This window comes from Candidatus Thiodiazotropha endoloripes, assembly GCF_001708965.1.
In the GTDB taxonomy this organism is placed as follows: Bacteria; Pseudomonadota; Gammaproteobacteria; order Chromatiales; family Chromatiaceae; genus Thiodiazotropha; species Thiodiazotropha endoloripes.
On record NZ_LVJW01000006.1, the window covers coordinates 1577095 to 1601948 of the forward strand.

The 24854-nt window shown below is 53.1% G+C and carries 23 protein-coding genes, 1 tRNA gene and 1 pseudogene; 12 read left to right on the forward strand and 13 right to left on the reverse strand.

The annotated features are described in order from the left end of the window. Position 1: 1 nt before the first annotated feature. The 6 genes from sufB (at position 2) to A3193_RS17790 (ending at position 4883) form a co-directional block, all read left to right on the forward strand. Positions 2–1447, forward strand: a complete 1446-nt coding sequence (sufB, locus tag A3193_RS17765; RefSeq protein ID WP_069002930.1) for a Fe-S cluster assembly protein SufB — start codon at positions 2–4, stop codon at positions 1445–1447. Between the two features lie 65 nt (positions 1448–1512). Continuing rightward, a complete protein-coding gene (sufC, locus tag A3193_RS17770; protein ID WP_069002929.1) occupies positions 1513–2265 on the forward strand; it encodes a Fe-S cluster assembly ATPase SufC in 753 nt (250 codons plus the stop codon). Then, positions 2262–3599 carry a Fe-S cluster assembly protein SufD gene (gene sufD, locus A3193_RS17775; RefSeq protein ID WP_083218836.1) on the forward strand — a complete coding sequence of 446 codons (1338 nt, stop codon included), beginning with the start codon at positions 2262–2264 and terminating at the stop codon, positions 3597–3599. The genes sufC and sufD overlap by 4 nt, the downstream gene beginning before the upstream one ends. Continuing rightward, entirely contained in the window at positions 3583–3942 is a 360-nt protein-coding gene (locus A3193_RS17780) for an SUF system Fe-S cluster assembly protein (protein ID WP_069002928.1), read from the forward strand. Before sufD ends, A3193_RS17780 begins: the two co-directional genes overlap by 17 nt. A gap of 69 nt (positions 3943–4011) precedes the next feature. Continuing rightward, positions 4012–4338, forward strand: a complete 327-nt coding sequence (locus A3193_RS17785) for a HesB/IscA family protein (protein WP_069015417.1) — start codon at positions 4012–4014, stop codon at positions 4336–4338. Positions 4339–4442: 104 nt separating this feature from the next. Then, positions 4443–4883, forward strand: coding sequence for a SufE family protein (locus tag A3193_RS17790; protein WP_069002926.1), 441 nt, complete (start codon positions 4443–4445; stop codon positions 4881–4883). A gap of 98 nt (positions 4884–4981) precedes the next feature. Here the strand turns inward: A3193_RS17790 and A3193_RS21155 are convergent, their stop codons facing one another. The 6 genes and pseudogenes from A3193_RS21155 to A3193_RS17815 all read right to left on the reverse strand — a co-directional run bounded on the left by A3193_RS21155 (position 4982) and on the right by A3193_RS17815 (position 11388). Continuing rightward, positions 4982–5473, reverse strand: coding sequence for a CZB domain-containing protein (locus A3193_RS21155; RefSeq protein ID WP_479686397.1), 492 nt, complete (start codon positions 5471–5473; stop codon positions 4982–4984). Continuing rightward, positions 5447–6109: pseudogene (locus tag A3193_RS21160) on the reverse strand (methyl-accepting chemotaxis protein); the annotation flags it as partial. The pseudogene A3193_RS21160 and the gene A3193_RS21155, both read right to left, overlap by 27 nt. 152 nt (positions 6110–6261) lie before the next feature. Further along, positions 6262–8592: a PhnD/SsuA/transferrin family substrate-binding protein gene (locus A3193_RS17800; RefSeq protein ID WP_069015419.1), complete on the reverse strand. Its 2331-nt coding sequence runs from the start codon at positions 8590–8592 to the stop codon at positions 6262–6264. Between the two features lie 340 nt (positions 8593–8932). Next, a complete protein-coding gene (locus A3193_RS17805; RefSeq protein ID WP_083218110.1) occupies positions 8933–9643 on the reverse strand; it encodes an SIMPL domain-containing protein in 711 nt (236 codons plus the stop codon). Positions 9644–9728: 85 nt separating this feature from the next. Continuing rightward, positions 9729–10616, reverse strand: coding sequence for a ThiF family adenylyltransferase (locus A3193_RS17810; RefSeq protein ID WP_069015420.1), 888 nt, complete (start codon positions 10614–10616; stop codon positions 9729–9731). Then, the gene (locus tag A3193_RS17815; RefSeq protein WP_083218838.1) at positions 10603–11388 is read right to left on the reverse strand and encodes a PEP-CTERM/exosortase system-associated acyltransferase; all 786 of its coding nucleotides are present in this window, start codon (positions 11386–11388) and stop codon (positions 10603–10605) included. Before A3193_RS17815 ends, A3193_RS17810 begins: the two co-directional genes overlap by 14 nt. A 566-nt stretch (positions 11389–11954) precedes the next feature. Between A3193_RS17815 and A3193_RS17820 the strand changes: the two genes are divergently transcribed. Beyond that, a complete protein-coding gene (locus tag A3193_RS17820; RefSeq protein ID WP_162273667.1) occupies positions 11955–13076 on the forward strand; it encodes a GGDEF domain-containing protein in 1122 nt (373 codons plus the stop codon). A 2-nt stretch (positions 13077–13078) separates the two neighbouring features. On the opposite strand, the gene A3193_RS17825 is transcribed toward A3193_RS17820, so the two are convergent. The 4 genes from A3193_RS17825 to A3193_RS17840 form a co-directional block, all read right to left on the reverse strand. Next, complete coding sequence (locus A3193_RS17825) at positions 13079–14287, reverse strand: efflux RND transporter periplasmic adaptor subunit (RefSeq protein ID WP_069002921.1); 1209 nt, start codon at positions 14285–14287, stop codon at positions 13079–13081. A 2-nt stretch (positions 14288–14289) separates the two neighbouring features. Beyond that, complete coding sequence (locus tag A3193_RS17830; RefSeq protein WP_069015421.1) at positions 14290–16653, reverse strand: ABC transporter permease; 2364 nt, start codon at positions 16651–16653, stop codon at positions 14290–14292. 7 nt (positions 16654–16660) lie between these two features. After that, entirely contained in the window at positions 16661–17392 is a 732-nt protein-coding gene (locus A3193_RS17835; protein ID WP_069015422.1) for an ABC transporter ATP-binding protein, read from the reverse strand. A 110-nt stretch (positions 17393–17502) separates the two neighbouring features. Next, positions 17503–17727 (reverse strand): DUF6116 family protein, encoded by a 225-nt coding sequence (locus A3193_RS17840; RefSeq protein WP_069015423.1) that lies wholly within the window; start codon positions 17725–17727, stop codon positions 17503–17505. A 715-nt stretch (positions 17728–18442) separates the two neighbouring features. On the opposite strand from A3193_RS17840, the gene A3193_RS17845 reads away from it, so the two are divergent. Beyond that, positions 18443–19705 carry a hypothetical protein gene (locus A3193_RS17845; RefSeq protein ID WP_069015424.1) on the forward strand — a complete coding sequence of 421 codons (1263 nt, stop codon included), beginning with the start codon at positions 18443–18445 and terminating at the stop codon, positions 19703–19705. Between the two features lie 87 nt (positions 19706–19792). After that, the gene (locus A3193_RS17850) at positions 19793–20440 is read left to right on the forward strand and encodes a c-type cytochrome (protein ID WP_069015425.1); all 648 of its coding nucleotides are present in this window, start codon (positions 19793–19795) and stop codon (positions 20438–20440) included. A 105-nt stretch (positions 20441–20545) separates the two neighbouring features. Here A3193_RS17850 and A3193_RS17855 read toward each other — a convergent pair whose 3' ends face one another. Continuing rightward, positions 20546–21127 carry a PEGA domain-containing protein gene (locus A3193_RS17855; protein ID WP_069002915.1) on the reverse strand — a complete coding sequence of 194 codons (582 nt, stop codon included), beginning with the start codon at positions 21125–21127 and terminating at the stop codon, positions 20546–20548. Between the two features lie 344 nt (positions 21128–21471). On the opposite strand from A3193_RS17855, the gene A3193_RS17860 reads away from it, so the two are divergent. Beyond that, positions 21472–21939, forward strand: a complete 468-nt coding sequence (locus A3193_RS17860) for a hypothetical protein (RefSeq protein ID WP_069002914.1) — start codon at positions 21472–21474, stop codon at positions 21937–21939. A gap of 87 nt (positions 21940–22026) precedes the next feature. On the opposite strand, the gene A3193_RS17865 is transcribed toward A3193_RS17860, so the two are convergent. Further along, positions 22027–22737 carry a GDSL-type esterase/lipase family protein gene (locus A3193_RS17865; RefSeq protein ID WP_162272422.1) on the reverse strand — a complete coding sequence of 237 codons (711 nt, stop codon included), beginning with the start codon at positions 22735–22737 and terminating at the stop codon, positions 22027–22029. Between the two features lie 392 nt (positions 22738–23129). On the opposite strand from A3193_RS17865, the gene A3193_RS17870 reads away from it, so the two are divergent. Next, positions 23130–23822 (forward strand): Lcl C-terminal domain-containing protein, encoded by a 693-nt coding sequence (locus tag A3193_RS17870; protein WP_069015427.1) that lies wholly within the window; start codon positions 23130–23132, stop codon positions 23820–23822. Between the two features lie 162 nt (positions 23823–23984). Here the strand turns inward: A3193_RS17870 and A3193_RS17875 are convergent. After that, positions 23985–24061, reverse strand: a tRNA-Arg gene (locus A3193_RS17875). A 229-nt stretch (positions 24062–24290) separates the two neighbouring features. Between A3193_RS17875 and A3193_RS17880 the strand changes: the two genes are divergently transcribed. Then, a complete protein-coding gene (locus tag A3193_RS17880; protein WP_235615035.1) occupies positions 24291–24821 on the forward strand; it encodes a c-type cytochrome in 531 nt (176 codons plus the stop codon). The last annotated feature ends 33 nt before the right edge of the window (positions 24822–24854 follow it).

The following is a 24854-nucleotide window of genomic DNA, read 5'->3' on the forward strand; positions in this document are numbered from 1 at the left end:
AATGGGCCAGACAAACAGCGAAATGGAGGCATTGATTGCGGGTGAATATGCCCAGGGTTTCGTCACTCAGATTGATTCGGACACCTTTCCACCTGGTCTGAATGAAGCGGTGGTAGGTGCCATTTCAGAGCGTAAGGGGGAGCCCGATTGGATGTTGCAAAAACGTCTCGAAGCCTACCGGCACTGGTTGACAATGGATCAACCCGATTGGGCAGTGATCAACCATCCGCCAATCGATTTTCAGCAGATCTCATACTACTCCTCGCCGAAGCAGTCTCCGAAGCTTGAGAGTCTGGATCAAGTCGATCCGGAAATTCTTGCCACCTATGAAAAGCTCGGAATCTCGATCGACGAGCAAAAGGCGTTGGCCGGCGTAGCTGTGGATGCGGTGTTCGACAGTGTCTCCGTGGCTACCACCTTTCGAGAGACGCTCGCTGAAGCGGGTGTGATTTTCTGCGCAATCTCCGAAGCGTTACGGGATTATCCGGAACTGGTGCGTCAATATATGGGCTCTGTCGTGCCCCATAAGGATAACTTTTTCGCCGCACTCAATAGCGCCGTGTTCAGTGATGGAACCTTTGTCTATGTACCAAAAGGGGTGAAATGCCCGATGGAGCTCTCCACCTATTTTCGCATCAATGAAGCGAAAACCGGTCAGTTCGAACGTACCCTGATCATTGCAGAAGCGGGTAGTGAGGTGAGTTATCTGGAGGGCTGTACTGCGCCGATGCGGGATGAGAACCAACTCCATGCTGCGGTCGTTGAACTGGTGGCGATGGAGGATGCAAAGATCAAGTATTCAACCGTGCAGAACTGGTACCCGGGGGATCTGGAGGGCAAGGGGGGAATCTACAACTTTGTCACCAAACGGGGAGATTGCCGCGGGGATCGGTCGCACATCTCCTGGACACAGGTTGAGACAGGATCCGCGGTCACCTGGAAATATCCCAGTTGCATTCTGCGTGGCCGGGATAGCGTGGGTGAGTTTTACTCGGTTGCTGTAACCAAGGGTTATCAACAGGCCGATACCGGCACCAAGATGATTCATATCGGTGAAAACAGCCGTAGCACGATTGTCTCCAAGGGTATCTCCGCGATGCAGGGCAGTAACGCCTATCGAGGTCTGGTGAGAGTTGCCGGTAAAGCGGAGAACGCGCGTAACCACACCCGTTGTGACTCTCTGTTGATCGGTGACCGCTGCGCCGCCCACACCTTTCCCTATATCGAGGTGAAGAATCCAACCGCCAAGGTGGAACATGAAGCCACCACCTCCAAGGTCAGTGAGGACCAGCTCTTCTATTGTCGGCAAAGAGGACTCACGGAAGAGGATGCGGTGTCGATGATCATCAACGGATTCTGTAAAGAGGTCTTCCAGGAATTGCCGATGGAGTTTGCAGTCGAGGCTCAGAAACTGCTCGCCGTGAGTCTCGAAGGGGCGGTCGGTTAGCTTGGTAACGGAATCATCAGAGCTGTGGATGATGCGATTCTCTACAGTATTTATGAGGTAATGAGATGTTAGCCATTAAGAATTTAACAGCCAGCGTGGACGGGAAAGCGATCCTCAGAGGTGTGGACCTTCAGGTGGAGCCTGGAGAGTTGCATGCCATCATGGGACCGAACGGTTCAGGCAAGAGTACGTTGGCGCACATTCTGGCCGGTCGTGACGGTTATTCTGTAACCGGCGGTGAGGTCCGCTATCTGGGTGAAGACCTGTTGCAACTGGAAGTGGAAGAGCGGGCCCAGCAAGGTCTGTTTCTGGCAATGCAGTATCCGGTGGAGTTGCCCGGAGTGAATAATATGAGTTTTCTGCGCGAATCCATGAATGCATTGCGTAGAGCACGGGGTGAACCTGAGATCGATACCCTGAGTTTCATGAAGCAGGTGAAAGAGAAGGCCAAACAGGTGAAGCTCGATGAAAAATTGTTGAAACGATCCGTCAATGCAGGTTTCTCCGGAGGTGAGAAGAAACGCAACGAAATTCTGCAGATGGCGATGCTCGAACCAAAACTGGCGATCCTCGATGAGACCGACTCAGGGCTCGATATCGATGCCTTAAGGACGGTGGCGGACGGCGTCAATCGGTTGCGTACAGCGGAGCGGGGCATGATTGTGGTGACCCACTATCAACGGCTGCTCGACTATATTCAACCGGACAAGGTGCATGTGTTGGCGAATGGTCGGATTGTACGCAGTGGTGGTAAGGATCTGGCCTTAGAGCTTGAAGCCAGAGGCTATGGCTGGTTACTCGAGGAGGCCGCGGCATGACCCCCTCCCTGAGTGACTACAAGAGTGGGACACTGCAGGGTATCGAAACTCTGCCCATGAGTTCCGGTGATTGGATGATAGACCGGCGTCTGGCCGCCCTGGAACGGTTTGAAACGCTGGGCTTTCCCGATCGACGCTCGGAAGCCTGGCGTTACACCAGTGTGGAGGGGCTGCTAAAGCAGGGCTTTATTGCTCCGGCCAAGGTTTCGCAAAGGGATCGGGACGATGGGATTCAAAGCCATCTGTTACCACTTGCCACGCTGGGGCGGTTGGTGTTTATCGATGGCCAGTTCATTGACGAACACTCTGTTTATCCCTCGCAAGGGGTCAGGGTGACCAGCCTCAAAGCGGCCATGGCTAAAGGTGATCGCCAGGTGTTGGAGGCGGTGGGCAGTCTGTCAGGCTTGGGTGATGATGGATTTGCCGCGTTGAATCTGGCCGGTTTTCAAGATGGGGTAGTGATACAGATCGCCCAGGATGTCAGGCTGGATGGGCCAATGGAGTTGCTTCACTTGAGCACGGCCAGTGCAGAAGGGCGTAAATTATCTACCCGTCATCTGATCCTGATGGAGCGGGGCAGCCAGGCTGAGTTGATCGAACGCTTTGTCTCAGAGGATCAACAGAGTAGCTACTTTAACCATCAGGTGGTTGAGATCAGCCTGGCTGAACAGGCCAGCCTGAATCACAAGCGCATTCAGATGGAGAGTGGTCAGGCCTATCATCTGAGTGATCTGCATATCGCACTGCAGCGCCAGGCGGCCTACTACGGAGTAATGGCAGCGATTGGTGGCTGCTGGTCACGCACCTTTATATCAAATCGTTTTCAACAACCCGATGCCCATTGTGAACTGGATGGTCTCTATTGTGTGGATGATGGGCAGTTGGCCGATTTTCATCTCGATATAGACCACCAGTTGGCAAACTGCAGCAGCCGGGAGAACTTCAAAGGGATCTTGCGTGGTTCCGGCAGAGCGGTATTCGATGGTTTGATACAGGTCGGTAAGGGGGCGCAGAAAAGTGAAGCCCATCTGCATAATGCCAATCTGATGTTGTCGAGACAGGCAGAGGTGGATACCAAACCCCAGTTGATGATTTTGGCTGATGATGTGGTCTGCAGTCATGGCACCTCCGTCGGGCAGCTGGATGATCAGGCGATCTTCTATCTGCGCTCCCGGGGGCTCGATGAGGAGCAGGCCCGGGCTCTGTTGTGTCAGGGATTCCTGGCGGAAGTCGTCGACAAGTTTGAACACCAGGCTTTGATCGAGCTGCTCAACAGACGCATGAACTTTGTCGGTTTTACGGAGCCGGAGACGAGTCATGAGTCGCTTGGTTGAGGTTGTAAAGTCACTGCTGCCTGGTCAGGGGAAGCGCCGTGCTCCGAGCAGGGATCAATTGATTGAAGCTCTGCGCACGGTTCATGACCCGGAGATTCCTGTCAATATTTATGATCTGGGTTTGATCTATCGACTGGAGGTTGACGATCAGGGTCGGGTGGAGATCGATATGACCTTGACCGCACCAGCCTGTCCTGTGGCTGGAACCCTACCCCATGAGGTGGGGCGTGTGATCGATGCGGTACCTGGTGTTGAGGATGCGGTCATTCATCTGGTCTGGAGTCCACCCTGGAGCAAGGAGCGGATGAGTGAAGAGGCACAGATGAAGCTCGGGCTGCTGTAGTGTTTGTAATAATTTGATTCCTGGCAGGCAGTATGGCTATTGCATGACCGGGATCGAAGAGGTGTCGAAATGTCCATACAGTTGACTGACAGAGCGGCTGAACATGTCAGCAAGATGTTATCCAGCCACGGCTCGGGCATCGGGCTGCGCCTGGCAACGAAAAAGAGCGGCTGTTCCGGTTTTGCCTATGTGGTGGATTATGCGGAGCAGGTCGATACGGATGACCATGTATTTGAAAGTCATGGAGTGAAGATTGTGGTGAATCATCAGAGTCTGCCCATGCTGGATGGGATGACCATCGATTTTGTCAAAGAGAATATGCTCAACGAGGGCTTTGAGTTTATCAACCCCAATGTGAAACAGAGTTGTGGTTGTGGTGAATCATTCAGCGTGTGAAATATTCAATCCTGACAGTTCCGCCTTGATCAGCAGCATGGTTAAAAATCTGGATGCAACCGATTCGGGCGTCGGCTCTATATTGTGCATGGAGAGGAGCGGATATGGCCACTCTGTCTGAAGCAGAAAGCATTGAGCAAATCGTCGAAACCTTCGAGTTTCTTGATGATTGGGATACCCGATATCAATACCTGATCGAGTTGGGTGAAAACCTGCCGCCGATGCCGGCTGCCCTTAAGACTGAGGAGAATTGGGTTAAGCCCTGCATGAGTACCGTGCACGTGGCGGCTCAGCTGGATCCCGGTCAGTCGGGTTTGATCCGTTTTCAGGGGGACTGTGATACCGCTATCATCAAAGGTGTGTTGGCGGTACTGATCGATCTGCTCTCCTATCGCAGTCTGGAGGAGATCAGCAATATGGATGTGGATAGTCTGTTTAAACGTCTGCGGCTGGAAGAGCATCTCAGTCCCAGCAGGCATGTGGGAATCTACGCCATCGTCGATAAAATGGTTGAACGCGCCACAGCTCTGGTTGATGGTCAGTAATAATGTGTTGTAATTGAGACCAACCCACTGACCACTCGGGTCAGCGGGTTATTGGTTATCCAGCCGATTCTGTTGAGAATCGGCAGTCGATGAGGCGCTTAATGGTCGCTGGTGCAGAGGATGCTGGAATTGCTCTCACCGGCGCGGGCCAGATCTTCCAGACTTGACAGTACCAGCAGGCTGGCCTCTTCCATCTTGGATATCGCGCCGAGGCCATTTTTGTGGTCACCAGCCTTGACATATTCCATCGCCAACTTGCCATTCTTGTGCACATCAAGGTGGGGTGCCTCGATCTCGCGGTAACCACTGAGCTGGGAGAAGCAATCCTGACCTTCCCCGTTGTAGTACCAGTTGCCCAGACGACAGTTTCTGTGATCTGTTAACTGATTGGGTTCCGGCTCTGTGAGTCCCATGAATGATTTATAGATGCCGAACTTAAAGATCAGATGGTCGAGTTTGGCCAACTCGACAAAAGTTCGCAGTGACGTCGAGGCGATGGCACTCTCCATCTCCTTGGATAGCTCGAACTGCTTCTTGATCATCTGTATGGATTCGGTCACCTGACTCTGGAAACTTTCTGTGACATCCATTACCGATGACATGGTCTCGACAGATTTTTTTGTCTCCTGGGTGATGGTATCTACCAGCGCGGCAATTTCTGTGGTTGCCTCTCGGGTTCTGCCAGCCAGATTGCGTACCTCATCGGCTACCACCGCAAAACCCCGTCCCATCTCACCGGCTCTGGCCGCTTCAATCGCAGCGTTGAGTGCCAACAGATTGGTCTGTTCGGAAATTCCCTGAATGATACTGACAAAGTTGCTGATACTGTCCGCGATGGTGCTGAGTTTCACCACGCTGTCGGAGCTTTCCCGGGAGATGGTGGTTACGTTATCGATTTCGCTGCTCATCACCTCAACTCCGGAGATGGCCTGGGAGGAGATCTCTGAACCTTTGATGGCGCTCTGCTTCTCTTCCTTCATCGAGTTTGCGGTGTGGTTCAGGGAGTGTTGCAGTTGGCTGAATGACTCACCAAAGCTGGATAAATTTGCAAACAGTTGTTGATCGAGTTCTCCTTTACTCTGCAGTTTCTCCTTTTCCTGCCGGAGTGTGTCGTTGTCCCCTTTGACAGCGGCCAGTTCATGTTCCAGTGCCTGAATCCTAGCGTCCTGCTGAGAGATTTGTTCTGCTTGAAGGGTGAGGGTCTTTTTATTACTTAAGCCAAACATGATGTGATCCTCGCAGGGAACTGCAGGAGTTATTGATTACAGGTAAATAGGATATCGGCGGGAGTTACTTTTTTTTAAGTAATATAATGATTAACTAATAAAACTGAATTCCTTTCAGAGTCGATTCCATGGAGAGGCTGGTGCAGCTCGGATTAATTCAAGGTTTTCATAGGCTTGTCAATGGGTTGATCGGTTTGATCCAATGGCAATTGAAGCAGGAAAGTCGTACCGACGCCGGCTTCTGTGTTGAAGTTCAGCTTCCCTTTGTGTTTTCGTACCACGATATCGTGGCTTAGTGTGAGCCCCTGCCCGGTTCCTTCACCCACATCCCTTGTCGTGAAGAATGGATTGAAGATCTGATCCTGCGCTGATTCGGGAATACCGTCACCGTTATCCGAGATGGCAAGTTGGGCAAACCGGCCCTGCTGGCGGCTGGAGATGGTGATCTTCCCGGTTTGCTGTTTTGCATTCTCTTCCAATGCCTGGACCGCATTCATCAGGATATTGATCAGGGCCTGATGCATCTCGCTGGGTGAACAGGTCACCAGTGGCAGGGATTCATCCAGGTCTGTCTCCAGCTCAGCAATCTGTTCCCACTGATAGCGGCTGATCCCTACGATATCCTTGATCAGTTTATTCAGGTCGGTAGGCTCATGGACGGCGTTGTCGGAGGTAAAAATACGCATTGAGCGAACAATTCTGGAGACCTGCTCAGTGCCCTGGTGGCACTGGCGGATGGTGGTTGCGACCTCTTCATTGAGATACTCCAGGTCGATCTCCTCCCGCTTCTCATTGCAGGCCTCCAGCTTCGTCGAGAGATCGGATTTGTTCTCGATAGCCGCAATCAGCGCCAGGTAGGTCGATATCAGGTCATGGGTATCCTGATGGGCCTCTTCAATGAAACTCAGATTGTTGTTGATAGTCTGTATGGGGGTATTGATCTCATGGGCGATGCCATCCGCCAGTTGGGCCAAAGCCGACATTTTGTGGTGCTGCGTGCGTTGCAGGGCAAGCTGCTCCCGCTCTGTCTCCATGACCTTTCTTTGGGTAATGTCCCGTATCAAACAGATGACATGGCATCCCTTGTCCAGGGTGACTGAAGATATGGCAGCTTCGATTGGAAAGGTCTCGGCGGATTGTCGTATTGCATCGAGTTCCAATAGGGTGCCGGATAGAGGCTTGTCACACCGGCCGATATGCTCAAGAATCGGATTTGACTGCTGGTCTGTTGATAGCCATTGGTCGATAGTCAGGGTTGCCGCCTGTTCTGCTGTATAGCCGAATATTTTACTTGCCGCTGGATTCCAGAACTCAATTTTTCCCTGAGGATCGAGCATGATGATTGCATCCAGTGCGGATTCGGCCAACTGGGTGAACTTGTTTTCACTCTCTTGTAGCTGGGAAAGATTGTGTTTCAGTTTCGCCTCGGTTGACTGTAACTTGCCGATCGTGTCGGAGAGCCGGCGTTGGGTACTCCGCAGCCGACGGTTATTTTCAGTGAGCAGCACCAATGAGATTACGATCAACAGCAAAGACGCCACTGTCATGATTGTTGCAATTGGATGGTGATCGGTCCATTCAATCAACGTGGGAGGGAGACGCTTGTGCGGTGGAATGTTCAAACTTTTGTAGAGTTCATGCACAGACTCATAGTTTGCCGGTACCGTCCAGCCAAAAGTACCGCTGCTCACGGCTGCAGGATGATCCTTTGGCATATTCAGCAGGGCAATGGAGACCTTCTCGCCAATCGTTTTGGGTGTATGAGGTAGGGCTGCTATCGGCCATTCCGGATAGAGCTGGCTACTGAGCAGATAGGGGAAGCCCTGGTTTGTCTGTAAGTTGAGTACCTTGATCTCATGTAATTTAACCATTCCACTGGCTGACATCTTTTCCAGGGTATCACTGCGTACCGTTCCAGCATCTACCTTACCGTTTATCACGGCATCGACCACGGCGTCATGGGTATTGAAGAAGTGCAGTGTTGTCTGCTTGTCCAAGTCGATATTATGGCGTTGCAGTTCTCGTTTGGCCATTAAAAAACCGCCAAGCGAGGTCGGATTGACTGCGCCGAATGTTATGCCATTCAGATCAGATAAAGCCTGGATTGTCTGGTTGTCCTTGCGGGTGAAAATGACACCGCCAAAACGCTCCTCGGCATGACCGCCGACTTTGTTGATCAGGGTGGCAATGCGGAAGGCTCGGAAATCATGTTCGGCTTTGATGTAGATTCCGGAGTTGGCGAGTAAAAAATCGATCTGTTTGGATTGGATTGCCGGTTCGATCTCTTCAAACGGCAGAGGCACGATTCGAAACCGGGCATCGGTTATCTTCTGTGTCAGGTAGTCTGCGGTTTCTGACCAGCGCTGCAGGGTGATCGACTCCCCCCGTTTGGCCAGAACACCGATAGCGTATGTTGACCCCTCTTCTGCAGTGCCAGCAGTCAATTGACCGCTTAAGACCAAGATCAGCAGTACTGATAGCATCCTTGCCCTGGATTGGATACCCATAGGCTCTTCAAGAGTTTAAATCTGTGTTTGTATCACGTAATTAATATCTGTCATCCACAAGCAGTCAGCAAAGGGTTCATAGGGAGAACGGCGTTGACAGGATGACTCTTAACTCACGTATATTGCCACTGATAGATAGAGTTTGAACGCTGCTTTGCGGTGTTGCTAAATAATGTAGCGTCGTCGGTGTGGTTTTTTTTACTGCTCAGGGTGTTCTCTGTGATTGCCATTCCTATTTTTTGAGGCAGTGGGGCTGCCGGTAACCTCATGTAGGATACAAAGGACTGATTTTTTCCTACCCCTGTTGAGTCGATAGTTACTCCAGTTGTAGTTCGATCTTTCCATTCGCATCCACTCTCAGAGTCTGGCTGCCTCCTTCGAGAGTGGGGGAGGATGCCCGTCCCTCGATGGCCATCATGTTGGCGCGCATCGGGTAGGGCCCAGGGGAGTGATCAATGGTTTGAAGCGTCAACTCAACCAGGCGATACCTGCTGCGCCCCATATGCTCAGTGATCTGTTCGGCTCGTTTGCGAAAAGCGCTGATCGCCTGTGCGGTAAGGGTCTCCTCAGCGGTCTGACGCTGATTTGCAGAGATGGAGTAGCTGAGGGATTCCAGAGCCAATTTGGATTGCAGACTGCCCAACAGATTGCTCATCGCATGGTTGTTTTGGCTCTCCAGCCGAATCGATTGGCGAACCCTCCAGCCGATAAGCTGTTGCTGTTGATAGCGGGGGGAGGTTCGATAGCCCAGCGTGCTGACCTTGATTTCATTGCGCTGTTTTGCTGTTTTTACAGCTTCCGCGATCAGACGGTTGATCTGGTCAGTAAGCTGCTTCAGGTCGGTACCTTCCCTTTGTGCGTAGAGGACGGCAGTCTGGGTGTCGTTATCCACCTCCATGGTAGCGTAGGCATTCAACTCTACCAGGTCGTAGTGAAGGGCTGATTCCTCCGCTTTAAGTGGGCTGATCGAGATCAGCATGACGATCAGGGCTAAGTATAGATTTTGGCGAAAATCTGTATGGTGCATGAGTCCTCCGGGGATTAACCTTTCAGTATAGTTATCAATCTCCAGCTTATTGTTACGGCAATTCGAAGATCACTGTTTGCAGGGTTTAGGTGGTGCTGGTTTCAGCCTGTTTCGCGGCAGCGATTAATTGGCGGCTGCCGAACCAGATTGCCAGACGCTGCAGAGGATGACGATTCCCGCCGGGTCTCCAGGTTTTGGCGAGCCGGTTTTGGTAGGCATCGAACTGCAATCCCCAAGGGGCCGCCGTAACGGCTCCTCGTCCGAGCAGCAGTTTCAATACCTGACTGGCGGCGAATCCAGCGCAGATTTCGCAGCCCATGGCGGTAGAGGGGCCACGCTTTGCCAGCAGATCGATGCGCTGTGGTTCAACCAGGTAAGCCTGGTGCAATCTCGCCGGGGCCAGGCCGACCAGGAATCGCAGATATTGCTGATACTCATCGACATCCTGAAGCTGGAAGTAGGATTCGAAACTCATCTCGCCGGGCAAGAAGCAGAGCAGAGCCGAACCCATTCCCAATGGTGCTGCTGTTACCCCAGGCAGACCCATCTCATAACAGGCGGCAAACACAGCCCGTCTTGCTGTCATGGCAAAGAAATCGAGGCCATCCAGGTAGATGTCACAATCCTGTAAAAACGCTTCTGCCTGATCCGCTTTCACACCTCGGGGAAAAGGCTTGATATCAAGCTGCGGATTGATTGCCAGGGCAGCATCAATCATGGTGTCGAGCTTAGGTTTACCAATTGTGTTGAGATTTGCTCCTGATTGGCGATTGAAGTTTTCAACTGCAAAATGATCGAAATCGGCCAGATTGAATTGACCTATTCCAAGTCGGGTCAGGGTAAGTAGGTGGCTGCCGCCCACACCCCCCAAGCCTGCTATGGCAACACGGGCTTTGCCGAGTTGCTGCTGCTCCGATTCGGTAACCCAGCCGATATTCCTTGAAAACGCCAGCTGATAATCAAAGTGTTTCATTCGAGTGTAATTGCAAATTGTTGCCAGGGAATTGCCAGGGTTGTTGCGCAAGATTCTGTTTGATCAGATCGTAGAGTAGCCTGATGTCGTCAGGCATGTTGCTGGTCAGCTCACTGCTCGGCAGCTCAAATAGTGCCCGTTTGCCATGCAGTTCAAAATCGTCACTGATCTTGTGGAACTGAAGTCCGTAACGATTCAGGTGGCGTTGCAGTCTGGGTTCCATGACCACCAGCACCAACTTGAGTCGACATAGATCGACCAGGGCGATCGATGACAAATAGAGACCGATGGCAATATTGGGAAAATTTCGTCGCTCCTCTTCAGTATATATTTTGTTTGTGTTGTGACTATCCAGGATAAACGGTTTGCCAGCTTCGTTGGCCCTGCGCCGAAAATGGAGTGGTACAGCCAGCCGGGATATTTCGCCGATATCCTCAGGGTGGGTTTGCAACAGGCGATCGCTCTCTATGTTGGGAATCTGGTGCAACTGATAGGGCAGGTAGCTATCGGATCTGTCCGCGGACGGGACCACCAATCTGACGCAACCCGCAACATCGCCACTACGGATATGTTCAAGCAGACAGTGGTGGGAATAGTCATCACAGTGGTCTGTTTCAAGTCGGCTGCTGCTGGACGGTTCCCAGCCTAGCTCTTCTGCATAGACTTTGTAGCGGATACTGTAACTGAAACGCTTTTGATGTCGGGAAGCGGCGTAGCGCGGATTGAAAAATTGAAAGAAATTTTGCGCCAGCCTCTCCATGTCTCTCTCCATAACTTTCCTGGTCTATGCCCTGTCGCTCAATCTACCGACGACCAATCCTGTTGGTCGTTGACCCCTGATCGGCATGGGATCAATGGGGCAGGGATGTGGCGTTTAAGAGTCTGTTGATACATCAACCTGATGCATAATCAATTATTCTTTCATTCTAATATTCTGTTGCCGCTTTGAGCATTTGACTTAAACGAACACCCGATGACACAACTCAGTCAATCGATTTAACTGATCTAGCACAATAAATATAGAACAATTTACAGGATTCTTCGCTGATGTAGAGGTAAAACCATGTAGAATGGCTGGCTTAATTTGTCGTGGTTCTGCGGTTGATGATCGAGTCCTCCCGGTCGGTGGAACCTATCGACTGTGTTTGTGTGGATACAATGGATGGGGCTGTTGATCTGGATCACTGATTGCTTGTTTAACGATCAAGTAATTCAGGTGACAGGCGCTATAGTGACGGCCACGATGTTGTGGGATCTAACGGAATGATCAGTTTTGAGAAAATGTATATAACGATCAGTGAATCACTAGGGATATATACCAAAGATCAACTCTACGAGTTGTTCACGACCAAGGAACATGGTCTGCCAATCTCCGGACACCGGGCTGCGATTATCCAGAGCCGGGTATTCTTCTTTTGTGTTGTTTTTGCGGTACTGGTACCGGCCTGGTCGATCATCGATCTGCTCTTTCTGCCCAGCGCCCTGTGGGGCGGTCTGCTGACGATCAGAGCTGTATCCGGTATTGTTTTCGCCATCCTGGCCTGGTTGTCCCGTCGCCAACCGACCATGAAACTGGCGCGCCTGCTATTGGCCGGTATGCTCGCGGTAACCCCGATTTTCTATCTCGCTTCAGGCTATTGGATTGAGGGTTATCCGCTCACCAGTCAGGAGCAGATCATTGCCGGGCTTTACGGCTTGCTGCCGTTTGTAATGGTGGCTGGATTAACGCTCTTTCCATTAACATTGTTTGAATTCCTCGCCTATGCAGTGCCCCTGTTTCTGGTTACCTTGGTTTCAGCGTTTCCCGGTAGTGAAGCTGAAATACCTCAGGCGGTTTCCACCATGTGGCTGCTGATCCTGATCCTCGGAGTGGCGCTGTTCTCCTCCCTGACCCAGTTGCGCTACATGCTCTCACAGGTCAGTCGCGCCAGTTACGATGTGCTCACCGGTATGCTTACCCGACGTGCCGGCATAGAAGTTCTTGATCTGCAGTTTCGACTGGCTTCCATGGGGGGCGGGTCGATGTCGATTCTCTACTTCGATCTGGATAACTTCAAAGCGGTAAACGATACCTACGGGCACGATACCGGTGACAAAGTGCTTAAGACCGCATCTGAACAGATCTGTAACTGTGTGCGTAAAGGGGACAGTGTGATTCGCTGGGGTGGTGAGGAGTTTGTTGTGGTATTACCTACCGCTGATCCCAGGGAAGCGAATGAGGTTGTGAGTCGAATCATGACGGCAGGTGTTGGGGAGCGTCCTGAAGGAGGGCCGGTGACGGCCAGTATCGGTGTGGCTGAAGTTCAGGAAGACAACGTCAATGATTGGAAGGCGCAGATTGAGCTGGCCGATCATCGTATGTATTCCGCCAAGACCAGTGGCCGTGCCCGATCCATCGGTGTCGATGGCAATGCCATACTCTGGGCTGAGGGGAGTCAGGCCCAGGCAGTCAATAAGTGAGTCTACTCTCTGCCTTCAAGCAGTATACCTTGTTTGATCTTGTCGCTCGGGTGGACAATGATCCGTTCACCCGGGCTTAGCCCTTCAGTCACCTCCGCTTCAAATCCGGTACGATAGCCGATGGTGATCCGACGCTGTTCTGCCATACCCTGTTGTTCGATGAAGACTGACCAGTGCTTGCCATCCCGAAACAGCGCGGTGAGCGGTAATTTCAGTACCTGTTTACCACGCCATAGCACAATCCTTACATCCACCTGATAGCCATGAGCGATCCGATTCCATTCCGCATGCGGTGAGGTGAAATCGATGATCACATTGACCCGCTGCTCTTCAATGCCAAGGGCCGATACCTTAGTGAAGCCGAAAGGTTCAACCCGCCTTACCACACCGTTGAGTGTTTGGTCACCGCCCCAGTTTTCGATATAGACCTGCTGCCCCGCTTCCACCTTGATTGCATCGGAGGAGAGCAGGTCAGCCACAATCTCAAGTTTGTCCGGGTCACCAATCTCCAAAAGGGGCTCGCCGGCACTGACCACCCCTTCACTCTTATGTTGGATTTTCAGGATCCGGCCGTTGACGGGTGCACGAATCGGTACACATTGGCACGCCTCTGCATTGCTACGAGGTTGCGTGGGAGAGATCAGTTGGGCGTTGGCGCGGTCAAGTTCCGCCTGTCTCGCCTGACGATTGGCGACGGCGGTCTCCAACGCAGCCTGGCGGGTTTGATAGGTCCGTTGCACGGATTCCAGCTCTCTTGCTGAGATCACCGCCTCGGTATGCAGTCGACGGGATCGGTTGAGTTCACTGAGTGCGAAATCGAGCTCAACCCGGGCCTCTTTCACCGCAGCTTCCGCCAGAATGCGGTTCGCTTCAGCTGCGCGGATGTCGGCTCTGGCCTGGGCTTCACTGCGCGGATCGAGCAGGGTTGGATCGATGGGTTCGATCTCCGCCAGCAAAGTCTCATTGGCAATCACTTTGTCGCCGACTTCGGCCTCGATGCGCATCGCCCGGCCACTGATCGGTGCAGAGAGGGTAAACACATCCCTGACCCGGGTCTCTCCCTCTTCATCGATCGTTACAACAAGCTCCCCCGGTTGCAGGGTCATCAGGTCAACCGCAATCGGTTTCGGTTGGAAGGCCCAGACCAGTGACGCCAGGACAACCAGACTCACTACGCCCCAAATCAAGATACGTTTCCAGTGTGCGCTCATATTCACTCACGAGTTTTTAATACGGCAATCAGATCGAGATGGTCAAGCCGCCTTCTGACCACAGCTGCGGAGAAAGCGGTTGCGCCCAGTGTAACCAGTACGGCGGTGGCATCTGTGGCGGCCTTGATCACCAGTGGTATTCGAAACAGTTCGGTATTCATCGCGTTGGTCATCAGCCATCCGAGACCATGGCCCATCAGGCAGCCCAGTGGCAGTCCGACCAGAATCAGCAGCGCTGCCTCACCCAGCAGAATGTAGGAGATTTCACCAGAGTGGAAGCCCAACACCCGCAGGGTGGCCAGCTCCCGGCCCCGTTCCGAAAGGGCGATCCGGGTACTGTTGTAAACCACGCCGAATCCCAGTGCGCAGGCAAAGGCCGCAAAAAAGGAGATATAGACCATCAGCATTTCAGCCATGGTGTCGTTGAACTCCTCGACGGCTGCATCCTTGAGGGTCACTGCGGAGACTTTGGGCAGTGATTTCAAGCTGCGATAGAGCTGGCTCAGCTGGTTCTTGTCCACCAACAGGTTGATCGCCTCGAGACTGGCGCTCTCTCCCATCAATCTGTTGAAGGCCCGGATATGCATGTAGGCAGGCATCCCCATATAGGTCTCGAACAGACTTATCACCGGTATCAACGCCTTCGGCTGTTTACCTTCCAGTACTTCAACCCAAACGGAATCACCAATCTGAACATCCAGCTTCTCTGCCAGCCTGGTCGAGAGAATCAAGCCTTCCGGAGGTATGGTGACGACGGCTCCCTGAGCATCATAGATTCGCTGCAGTCGCGGATTGTCGGTGACTCCCTCGATGCCGCCACGATGGCTCAGGTGTCCCGCCTTCAGATCAGCGCTCTTGCTTCTCATCGGTTCAGCCGCCAATACCCCGGGCAGGCGGCGGATCTCACGCAGTGTTTGATCCGACTGGCTTTCGACCAGACCGACAGTCATGTCCTGTCGCTGTGTCTGGTGGAACTGAACCTCGATGATCTCTTCGATGGCATCGATCCATTGCAGTGCCATCACCATCACGGATACCGACAGGGCGATGCCGATGCTGGTCAGCAGTGACCTCCACGGGGAGCGCATGATCTGTCGCAGTATGATCCGGGTCGGTTGATCGAGCCACAAACCGAAACGGCTTTGAGAGAAGCGGCTGCTGCGATACATCGGGGGTGCCGGTGGGCTCATCGCTTCCGCCGGCGGCAGAGTTGCCGCATGTCTGACGGCACCAAGTGAGCCTGCCAGGGCGGCAATCAGACTGACCGCCGCGCCGATCGCGAAGACCCCTGGATCGGGACGGAAAATCAGTAATGGGAAGCGAAACAGGTCGGCATAGATTTCGGTGTTGACCCGACCCAGCCAGGCACCCAGCAGCCAACCCAGAACAATGCCGACACCACACATCGCCATTACCATCTTGGTGTAGTGCCAGGCGACCTGCCAGTTGCTGTAACCGAAGGCCTTCATCAGACCGATTTCGCTCCGGTCGGTGGCGATCAGGCGGCTCATGACCATATTGCCGAGAAACGCTGCAACTGCAAGAAAGATGGTGGGGAGAATGGTCGACATGGTTTTCAGCTGCTCGATCTCATTCATCAGAAACCAGTTTGAAATCTGGTTTTTGCGGGCGATCGCACCATGGCTGCCATAGGCTTCGAGGAGTCGGTCAAGTTTGACGATGATCTGCTCGGGGCTGCTGTCGTGCAGTAGCCCCAGACTGACTTCATTGAAGGCCCCCTCCAGATCATAAGCGGCAGCCAGGGCCTCCCGGCCCATCCACATCACCCCGAAACGTTTGTCGTCCGGCATCAAGGCGCCTGGCCCCATGGTATAGATGAATTCAGGGGAGAGGGCGATGCCTACCACGGTGAGGCTGCGTTGGTGGCCGTTCATCAGGGCTTTGAGCTGATCGCCGAGTTGCAGATCGTGGGCCTCGGCAAACGGTTCGTTCAGCACCACTTCATCCGGATGATCCAGGCTGACCAGCCGGCCCGATCTCAGTACCAGGTTGTTGAGCAGCGGCTCCCCCTGTTCGGGAATGGAGACCAGTTGACCGATCACCGGCTCTTCGAATCCATCGATGGAGAGGGTGGCCATCTGTTTGATTCTGTCCTCCACCGAGCGGACCCCGGGGAGTGTGCTGATCTGATTCACCAGTCGGCGCGGGGCGCGCTTCACGTTGGCAAAGACATCGGCAAAACGCTGCCTCTCGTAATAGGCTGTAGCGGTCTGTTGGAGTGCCTGCAATGCTGACAGGGACATTACCAGAACCGCCACACCGGAAGCGATTACTACCGCAATTGCCAATACCTGTCCCTTCAGCTTCCACAGGTTGCGTATCAGTTTTAGATTAAGGGCACGCATGATTCTGTCACCAGCTCAATTCATGCGCCCCTTTACGGAGGCTGTTTTCCTGATAATCCGCAACATGTCCGTCGGCAAAGTGCAGCACCCGGTCCGCCATCTCGCCGATGACACTGTTGTGGGTGATCACTGCGGTGGTGGTTCCCATCTCCTGGTTGACCCGTTCAATCGCCTCCAACACCAGGATGCCGGTCTGGCTGTCGAGAGCGCCTGTGGGTTCGTCGCAGAGCAGGATGTCCGGTCGTTTGGCGATCGCCCGGGCGATCGCCACCCGCTGTTGTTCACCACCGGAGAGTTGGGCTGGAAAGTGGTCGAGCCGTTCCGCCAGGCCAACCAGAGCGAGGGCTTCGGCCGGATCCATGGCGCGGTTGGCGATCTCGGTAACCAGGGAGACGTTTTCCCGTGCGGTGAGACTCGGAATCAGGTTATAGAACTGAAACACAAAGCCCACATGGTCACGACGGTAACGGGTCAGGGTGGATTCGTCATCGGCACTGATCCGCATGTCGCGAAAGGTGACTTCGCCGCTACTGGGGCTGTCCAGACCACCGAGGATGTTGAGCAGGGTGGATTTACCGCTGCCGGAAGGGCCCAGCAGTACTACAAGCTCCCCCTCTCTCAACTCAAGGTCGACCCCACGCAGGGCGTGTACATCAACACTGCCTGTGTGATAGACCTTGGTCAGCCCCTGACCTTGCAGGGTGATTTCCGGGATTGAGCTGGGACCTGAATCAGACACGACTTACTCCATGTCATGGAAGTATAGCTCAGCGCAGGGTTTGCCGATGACGAGATGGATCCCCTTCAGCCTCAGCATACCTGGCTGCAGTATGAGGTCAATTACTGCTCTCAGTTACCGCTTTTGTCCTCAATGGCATTTTGCTCCTGCTTCGGTTTACGCCAGGCGGCAAACAGCAGGGTGAGCAGGCCAAGTATCAGTTCATCGGCAAAAGGGATCATGTCGGGAATCACAAGATCGAGTAGAAACAGCGTCCCGGTAAGCAGAAACAGCTGGCGGAAGCGCAGCCGGTCCGCAAACTTGAGAATCGCAGCAATGATTGGTACCGAGTGCATAGGCGTTACCCGAAACTGTTTGGCAAGTTTGAATATAAGGCAGTCTGTTCCACATCCAGGTTCAATACTCTAACGGTTAAGTCGAATTGTCGAGTTTCCCAGCCTCGATTCACGCTGTATGGGTCAATCTCGTTAGCTGTATCGGGTTTGCGTGTAGGGGTATTACTACCCTCCAAAAGTAGGGTATCACCCCATAATAAAAAAACATGAGTCTTGTTAGGGTTTTGTTACTGTTTCACAAAAAGTAACAAGTACGCTATGGGGTCCGATGGGTAGTAAACTGCTCGCTGGGATTCCGGGGGATAGCGGTGAGACAAGTGAGGATGGATGGGGTGGTCTGTGTCGTACAGACAACAATAAGAAGGGATTGGCGTGATCGACATATTCTCAGGCAGTATGTATGTCGATCACGGATAATTCCCATGGCATCTCCTGCAGAATGAGTGATTTGGTTTGCCTCAGAGTACCCGACCTGATTGACACTGACTGTGTTCTTAATACCAGGCACATGTGTGCTTTGTTTTGTCTTTGCCAAGAGACGACTCCTCTCCATCTGATTTGATGACCGCAACGATCACCTCCGCACCAGGTGGATCGTCGCTGGTGAATTCCGGGTTGTTTTTGGCGCGTTGCTGATCATTGTTACCTGAAGGGTATTTTCAATGGTACTCAACAGATCAGGCCTGGTCGTTTAGCTTTCTAATGGGAGAATTCGATGAGTCAGAATCTTGTGAACCTGCATCGTTATGCGATGTGCCTGTTGCTGCTGCTGGGGGGATTTTCAGTCAGCAATCAAGCCGAGGCGGTACCGGCCTTTGCCCGCCAGACGAGCATGCCTTGCACAGCCTGCCATTTTCAGCAATTTCCAGCGCTTAACTCGTTTGGCCGTTCATTCAGATCCGGTGGCTACACCCTGACCGGTGGGCAGGGGATGATCGAAGGGGACGACATCTCTCTGCCTTTGATGCTCAACGCCTCTGTGATTACCAAACTCAGATACCAGAAGACCAACGGCAACACAGATGAAGGATCCGATCATGGTCAGATCGAATGGCCGGATGAGGCGGCTCTGCTGGTCGGTGGTAAGCTGGCCAAGGATGCAGGCTTCCTGATGGAGCTCGGGCTGACCGACGCCAACTCCTTCCTCTCCACCAAAGTTCACTTCAATGTAGCCAAAGCCGGTGCAACCCAGTTGAGTGCGATTCCTTTCTCCACTGATGGACTGGGCTCGGCTTACGGTTTCGAGCTGCTCAATACCGGCGCGCAACGTTCACAACGTCCAATCGAAGAGCGCAAAGGCTTCAGCGCCGCTCAGGCTCTGGGTCTGGGAAGCGGTGAAGCGACCGGTATCGCCCTGGTCGCGTCCGGACACAACTATTTCGTCAACTACACCCCCTGGACACCGGGTTGGGAAGAGAACAACATGACCGTGAAACCTTCCGGTCTGGCCCACTATATCCGGGCGGCCTATACCCCGTTCATCGGTAGTTGGGACACCGGTTTCGGTGTTCAGGTCTGGACCGGTGATGCGGAAACCAGGAATCACGGTGAGGATACTGTCATCCCGACCGATGGCTGGGTCATCGATGCGCAGGCGCAGGGCAATGTGGGGAATATGCCTCTGGGTGTTTATGGCAGCTATGGTCAATGCGAAGGCACCGATGCCGCCAACAGCGGTTTGACTCATTTTGCCGACAGCGGATTTTGTAATGGTGCGGATGATGCGGATTCATTTGCCATCCTTGGACAATTGGGACTGCTGCCAAACAAGGCGAATGTATTTCTCGCCTATCGGACTTTGGATGACGGCTCGGATAACGACAACAAGTTCAACGCCACAACCGTTGGTGGCAACTATATGTTCTCGCAAAACATCCGCTTCGAGCTCTACTATGTCAAAGAGAGTGGCAGCGGTATCGATTCGCGTCCCGATGAGCGTGACAGCAAGTGGATGTTTCAACTGTTTGCCGGTTATTAATCGGCTGACGCTGTATCGGTCGCAGAATCCATACCCAGACAACGCCACCATACAGGTGGCGTGAGAGAACCAATTGAGGAAAGACTCATGAGTAGAATTGTTACCAGAGTGGTCAAGATTGCCGCAGTGTTCAGCCTGTTTTGTCTGACCCTGTCTGCGGCTAACGCAGGCAGTGCCTATGAAGGATATTCCCTGTTCAATCAAACCTGCTTCCTGTGCCATGGTACCAGCGGCAAAGGGGATGGCCCGCTGGCCGGCAAACTGGATATGTCACCATCGGATCTCACCAGCGATGGCAAGACAGACGATGAACGCTTGTTCGGTCTGATCAAAGGCACCATCGCACATGGTTCAGAGAAAAGTGCGATGCCCAAGTGGGGGCTGGCGATGCCGGAGAATCAGATCCGTTCACTGATGACCTATATCCGTTTTCTGCAGAACAGCAAGCACGCTCTGCCAGGGGATCCGGAATTGGGTCACGATGTCTATATGTCGCGCTGTGTTGCCTGCCACGGTCGTGGTGGCATGGGGGATGGTCCGTTGACAGAACTGCTGACCATGAATGCTCAGAATCTCACCGATGCCAGTGAGCTGAACAAGCATCCGAACAGTGAGCTGATGAATATAATTACCAATGGAACGCCAGGTAACACCCTGATGCCTGGCTGGAAAGGCATACTTTCAGAAGAGGAGATAGCCGGTGTGCTCAGCTATGTCCGCCTGCTGGCCAAGTAACCCATATTAATCCGAACCGATCGGCAGCCTGCATCGCTTGCAGGTTGCCGGACTTCTCCCTTCAATTCTCTGTTCCAGCCTTTGCAGGCGCATAAGCAGCTACGCTCAGAGCTCATTGAGTATCCTTTTTCTTGTCGCACGATACTCCTCTTCACTGATCACAGCCTCACTTCGAAGGTTTTCCAGTCTCTGCAGGCGTGCCTTGATACTGGGATTGGCTGGCTGGGTTTCAGCTGTTGCGGGTTCCACCGGTTTGACCTGCTGCTCAGGCGGCTGTGCAGTAACGGGCTGTCTGCTCGGTTGTTGCGCCGGGGCGGTTTCGACTGTAGCTGAACCTTTACTCTGTTCAGCGCCATCTTCGCAGTTCAGTTTGACCTGTAAACCCTTTGAGAAATCCTGATATTTGATCCGCTGGCTGAATGCCTCGCAGGTCGGTTTGCGGATCACGATTTTGCCGTACAGTTCGGCTTTACCCGCGTCGTAGGCGGCGGGATAGAGCTGATTCTGGGTGACTTCCAGAGGGGTGACGCCCAGGGCTTCGTCCAGTATGTAGACCGTTGCACCACTCGGCTGAGTTTCAATGCGCAGCGGCATCTCGCCGGATACCCCGCCAATACCGGTGCAGGCTGGAAGTTGTGTGATCAGCAGTATCGGTGCTGCCAAACGGGTCAATGTTTGCTTCGGCATAGGGAAATCCAATCGGTCTCTGTGTCTCTGTTCTGGTTATTGTTGGTGACTGTTTGTTGCGTATGGCGGTGGTTTCTCACTTGCCGCAACTCCCCCCGGTCACCGCGATGAGTATATAGCATGTCTGTTCGCTTGGCAGTCCACGCTTCCTTTCAGGTTTGATTTCTTAACCCTTAATTAACACTTAAGTTACTGTTCACACTTTGAAAAAAGAACGCTTGGGATTAAGTTTCGTTTAAGTTTCACGAGCTAGTTTAAGGTCAAAGGATGAAAACGACCTGGTGCACAAACGCCATAGTGGCAATTTAAAGTTGAGCCCGTTGATGCGGTCTCAGGAGGTATTTATGAAACATTTCATGTTTATGATTCAGAGCATTTTGGTTCTGGTATTCGGCATGACTCAAGTCTCTTTTCTCTATGCAGAATCCCTGGATTCCAAGCAGGCAGTGGGTGTCCCCTATGCACCTGATACTCTGGTCATGGTTGAAAAAGTGATCGCTATCGATGCCGATGGGCAGGCTCATACCCTCTACCAGGAAGAGGAGGGTCGGGTCTATCGACTGGATAATGTCAATCAGGTGGTGCATGACCTGAATGCCCGCGGGATCAAATCGAAAGGCAATTTTCACTCCCTGCAGGCCGTGCTGGCTCAGCGGGTCTTCGTGATGGGTAAGAACAATCAGCCCTATCCGGCCGAGCGGTCTGAGGTGGGTATCCCTGAAACCTATCGGTTGGCGGTAGAGAATCTGCGGGTAACCAAAGACCGGATAACCGCGATCTACACCACCAACTGTAACGGCCTGTCGATCTGATCAACCCTGAGTTCGACGTAGTCGGAAGAGCCCTGTTTGGGGCAGTCGACCGCTTTGGTCGACTGTCCAAAACGAAGTCGGATTGGCTTACTCAGCGCACAAATTGAAGGATTTTATCAGGCTCTCTTGCAGGATCGGCAGGGCATGGGCATCCAGCGCCTGGTAGGCAGCTTTGGTAATATGGGAGTAATCCTCGGTGTAGTAGCCAACCTTTCTGTTCCCCTCTTCGTTGGTCATCACCTTTTCAATGTCCAGCATCGGGAATCCCATCTGATTCGCGTAGATCCTGACCCGCTCATTCACAGCCATGACATTGGTGCTGATGTAGTCCTGGAAGCTCTGCTTTCCGCGGATGTTGTTGATCCACCTTACCAGCGTATCCATGAATGAGTCAGGTAGACCCATGGTGATTTCTGTTGCCATTACCGGTGTGATACCGGCCTGCTGGGCGGTTTCCGCCATCGCTTTGACATTTTGAAAGGCAGCCTCCCCAGTCTGATCGGCAACCTCTCTTGGGTGGTTGGAAAAATCGTTGATGTATCCCCAGATGATGACAGCTTTGGGTTTGCTGGCGAGCAAATCCTGTTCAAATCGATCACGAACTTCACTTGAAACTGCACCGTTGACTCCGGTGTTGGTCACTTTCAGGCAATCCACCTGACTGATCGGCCAGGCTTTGGCGTATGAAGCGCCGGTGATCAACAGGTTTGCTTGTGGTTCAGTGATACTGACCTCCTGGGCCTGGAGAAGCATCGGCGTAAATAGCAGGGTCAGGATCGTTACTCGAAAGGATTTCATCGGGCTATTGGCTCCCATGGGTCGGTTTGTGAAATATGAGTGACCATTGAATGTTCTGCTGGTCTTCCCTGTGATCTGTTTTTTGCCGGTTAGTTTATTGCAATCATCCAGCGACGCAACAGTGCGTGTTGAGATATGTGTAATCCGGGGCGGTTTGGGTCTTGCTGCGGAGCCTGAACAAATTATGCTTCCGTCTGCAGGGCAGGAGAGATCAGTTGTGGGCCCCGTGGCAGGGCAAGCCTGCAACGGTTTGAAGAGTGTCGAGTTTCTTTACAAAACCTCATAAGAACTAAAGGAATAAATACATAACACCCTGAAATTAATGGTATTAATATGTTAGGCATACTATTTGCATTTGCTTACGGAAAGTTATTGGACGGAGTCTACATTCGATGGGTAAAAAAAGCTGGTATCTTTCTATTGCGCTGCTCTTCACGAGCCTGTTTGCAGCGCATTCACAAGCTGCTCTGATCGATCAGGGTGGTGGACTGATCTATGATACCGTGCTGGACGTCACCTGGCTTCAGGACGCTTCCTCCTACAAGGTCACCTATGAAAATGGTGAGCAGGATGCAGGTAAGCTGAACTACAATGACGCCTCTGCCTGGGTCGATAGCCTGGTCTATGAGGATACGGTTCGTGGCGTTGTATATGATGATTGGCGTCTGCCCACCACCTTTACACCCAGTGATGGGACCTGGTACGACGAAACCGGCCTGAGCAGTGAGTTGGCCTTTATGTACTATGTCAATCTGGGCTATCCGGCGATCATCGCCGAGGCAGGGCAGGATCCTGCAGAGATACCCAATCCGACCTCCAGCAACTACAACCCCTTTCAAAATCTGCAATACCGGGGTTACTGGTCTGAAACCACCGTGGCCGGCAACGATCAGATGGCCTACTTCCTGCACTTTCACCTGGGTATTCAGGGTGCAACCAGTGTAGATGGGGATGAGCTGCGTGTCTGGGCGGTCAGGGATGGCAATGTCACTGCCGTACCGGCACCTCCTGCACTGCTGCTGTTACTCTCCGGTCTGGTGATGATGAGGTTCTTCAAGCGCGACAAAACCATGGCCGAGTCGTAGTTTCTCAACACTCCACAGAGTTAGGATGATTGCGCCCTGTTCTGCAGGGCGCTTTTTTTTTTGCAGAGTGCCGATGGAGTCTGTTGGCCACTGAAAATAGAGCGATCGGCTCTCAATCGGCTGTGCCTGATGTGGGTGTTGCGGGTAAGTCGAGGTGTGAGATGGCGCGCCCGACAGGATTTGAACCTGTGACCCCCGCCTTCGGAGGGCGGTACTCTATCCAGCTGAGCTACGGGCGCTGAGGTGCTGCAACTCTCCGCAGCGCGGTGATTACAGCGATGCGTAGTTTAGCCCTCCCGGGAGGTGTCGTCCAACCCTGTTCGCTCTTTTTTTCATCCACGGGTATAATCGCCGGGTTTTTCGGAATGCCCATTGTTAACAGGCCCTAATAGGCCATGCTCAGGGCTTGAAGCAAGTCCATGAACAAGGCGTGCGGCGCAATCGATTGAAATACGGAGGATTATGCCCGTGAGTATCCATGTTGTAACTAAGTCTGGTGTGTTGACAGGTGTGGCTGTCGCATCGCTGCTGGTTTCTGCCCAGCTTTTCGCAGAAGAGCGTCCAGAGGTTCTGGAACGAATTGCCCCGATCGGCAAGGTGGCTGTTGAAGGTGCCGCAAAGCCTGCTGAGGCTGCGCCTGCAGCGGCTGCCGAGAGTGCGCCTGCCGCCACAGAAACAGCGGCCGCGCCGGCCGCCGAGGCCGCCCCGGCTGAAGAAGCTGCACCTGCTGCTGCTCCGGCTGCACCAACTGGTGATGCGCTGGCCGTCGCCACCACCTCCGGTTGCATGGCCTGTCACCAGGTCGAGACCAAGGTGGTCGGTCCAGCCTATAAAGAGGTAGCCGCTAAATACAAAGGTGACGCTGGAGCGGTTGATACGCTGGTCGCGAAAGTCAAGGCCGGTGGTGTCGGTACCTGGGGACAGATTCCCATGCCGCCCAACGCCCATGTCTCGGATGAGAACATCCGCGTCGTTGTGGAGTGGATCCTGAGTATGTGATGAAAGCGTCCGGCAGCCACAGTTGTGTGGTTG

Coding starts and splice junctions, on each gene's coding strand:
- A3193_RS17845 (WP_069015424.1), top strand. CDS start 18,443: ATGAGTCAGAATCTTGTGAACCTGCATCGTTATGCGATGTGCCTGTTG.
- A3193_RS17780 (WP_069002928.1), top strand. CDS start 3,583: ATGAGTCGCTTGGTTGAGGTTGTAAAGTCACTGCTGCCTGGTCAGGGG.
- A3193_RS17825 (WP_069002921.1), bottom strand. CDS start 14,287: ATGAGCGCACACTGGAAACGTATCTTGATTTGGGGCGTAGTGAGTCTG.
- A3193_RS17870 (WP_069015427.1), top strand. CDS start 23,130: ATGGGTAAAAAAAGCTGGTATCTTTCTATTGCGCTGCTCTTCACGAGC.
- A3193_RS17855 (WP_069002915.1), bottom strand. CDS start 21,127: ATGCCGAAGCAAACATTGACCCGTTTGGCAGCACCGATACTGCTGATC.
- A3193_RS17805 (WP_083218110.1), bottom strand. CDS start 9,643: ATGCACCATACAGATTTTCGCCAAAATCTATACTTAGCCCTGATCGTC.
- A3193_RS17830 (WP_069015421.1), bottom strand. CDS start 16,653: ATGCGTGCCCTTAATCTAAAACTGATACGCAACCTGTGGAAGCTGAAG.
- A3193_RS17865 (WP_162272422.1), bottom strand. CDS start 22,737: ATGAAATCCTTTCGAGTAACGATCCTGACCCTGCTATTTACGCCGATG.
- A3193_RS17785 (WP_069015417.1), top strand. CDS start 4,012: ATGTCCATACAGTTGACTGACAGAGCGGCTGAACATGTCAGCAAGATG.
- A3193_RS17840 (WP_069015423.1), bottom strand. CDS start 17,727: ATGCACTCGGTACCAATCATTGCTGCGATTCTCAAGTTTGCGGACCGG.
- sufC (WP_069002929.1), top strand. CDS start 1,513: ATGTTAGCCATTAAGAATTTAACAGCCAGCGTGGACGGGAAAGCGATC.
- A3193_RS17800 (WP_069015419.1), bottom strand. CDS start 8,592: ATGCTATCAGTACTGCTGATCTTGGTCTTAAGCGGTCAATTGACTGCT.
- A3193_RS17810 (WP_069015420.1), bottom strand. CDS start 10,616: ATGAAACACTTTGATTATCAGCTGGCGTTTTCAAGGAATATCGGCTGG.
- A3193_RS17790 (WP_069002926.1), top strand. CDS start 4,443: ATGGCCACTCTGTCTGAAGCAGAAAGCATTGAGCAAATCGTCGAAACC.
- A3193_RS21155 (WP_479686397.1), bottom strand. CDS start 5,473: ATGGATGTCACAGAAAGTTTCCAGAGTCAGGTGACCGAATCCATACAG.
- sufD (WP_083218836.1), top strand. CDS start 2,262: ATGACCCCCTCCCTGAGTGACTACAAGAGTGGGACACTGCAGGGTATC.
- A3193_RS17815 (WP_083218838.1), bottom strand. CDS start 11,388: ATGGAGAGAGACATGGAGAGGCTGGCGCAAAATTTCTTTCAATTTTTC.
- sufB (WP_069002930.1), top strand. CDS start 2: ATGGGCCAGACAAACAGCGAAATGGAGGCATTGATTGCGGGTGAATAT.
- A3193_RS17860 (WP_069002914.1), top strand. CDS start 21,472: ATGAAACATTTCATGTTTATGATTCAGAGCATTTTGGTTCTGGTATTC.
- A3193_RS17850 (WP_069015425.1), top strand. CDS start 19,793: ATGAGTAGAATTGTTACCAGAGTGGTCAAGATTGCCGCAGTGTTCAGC.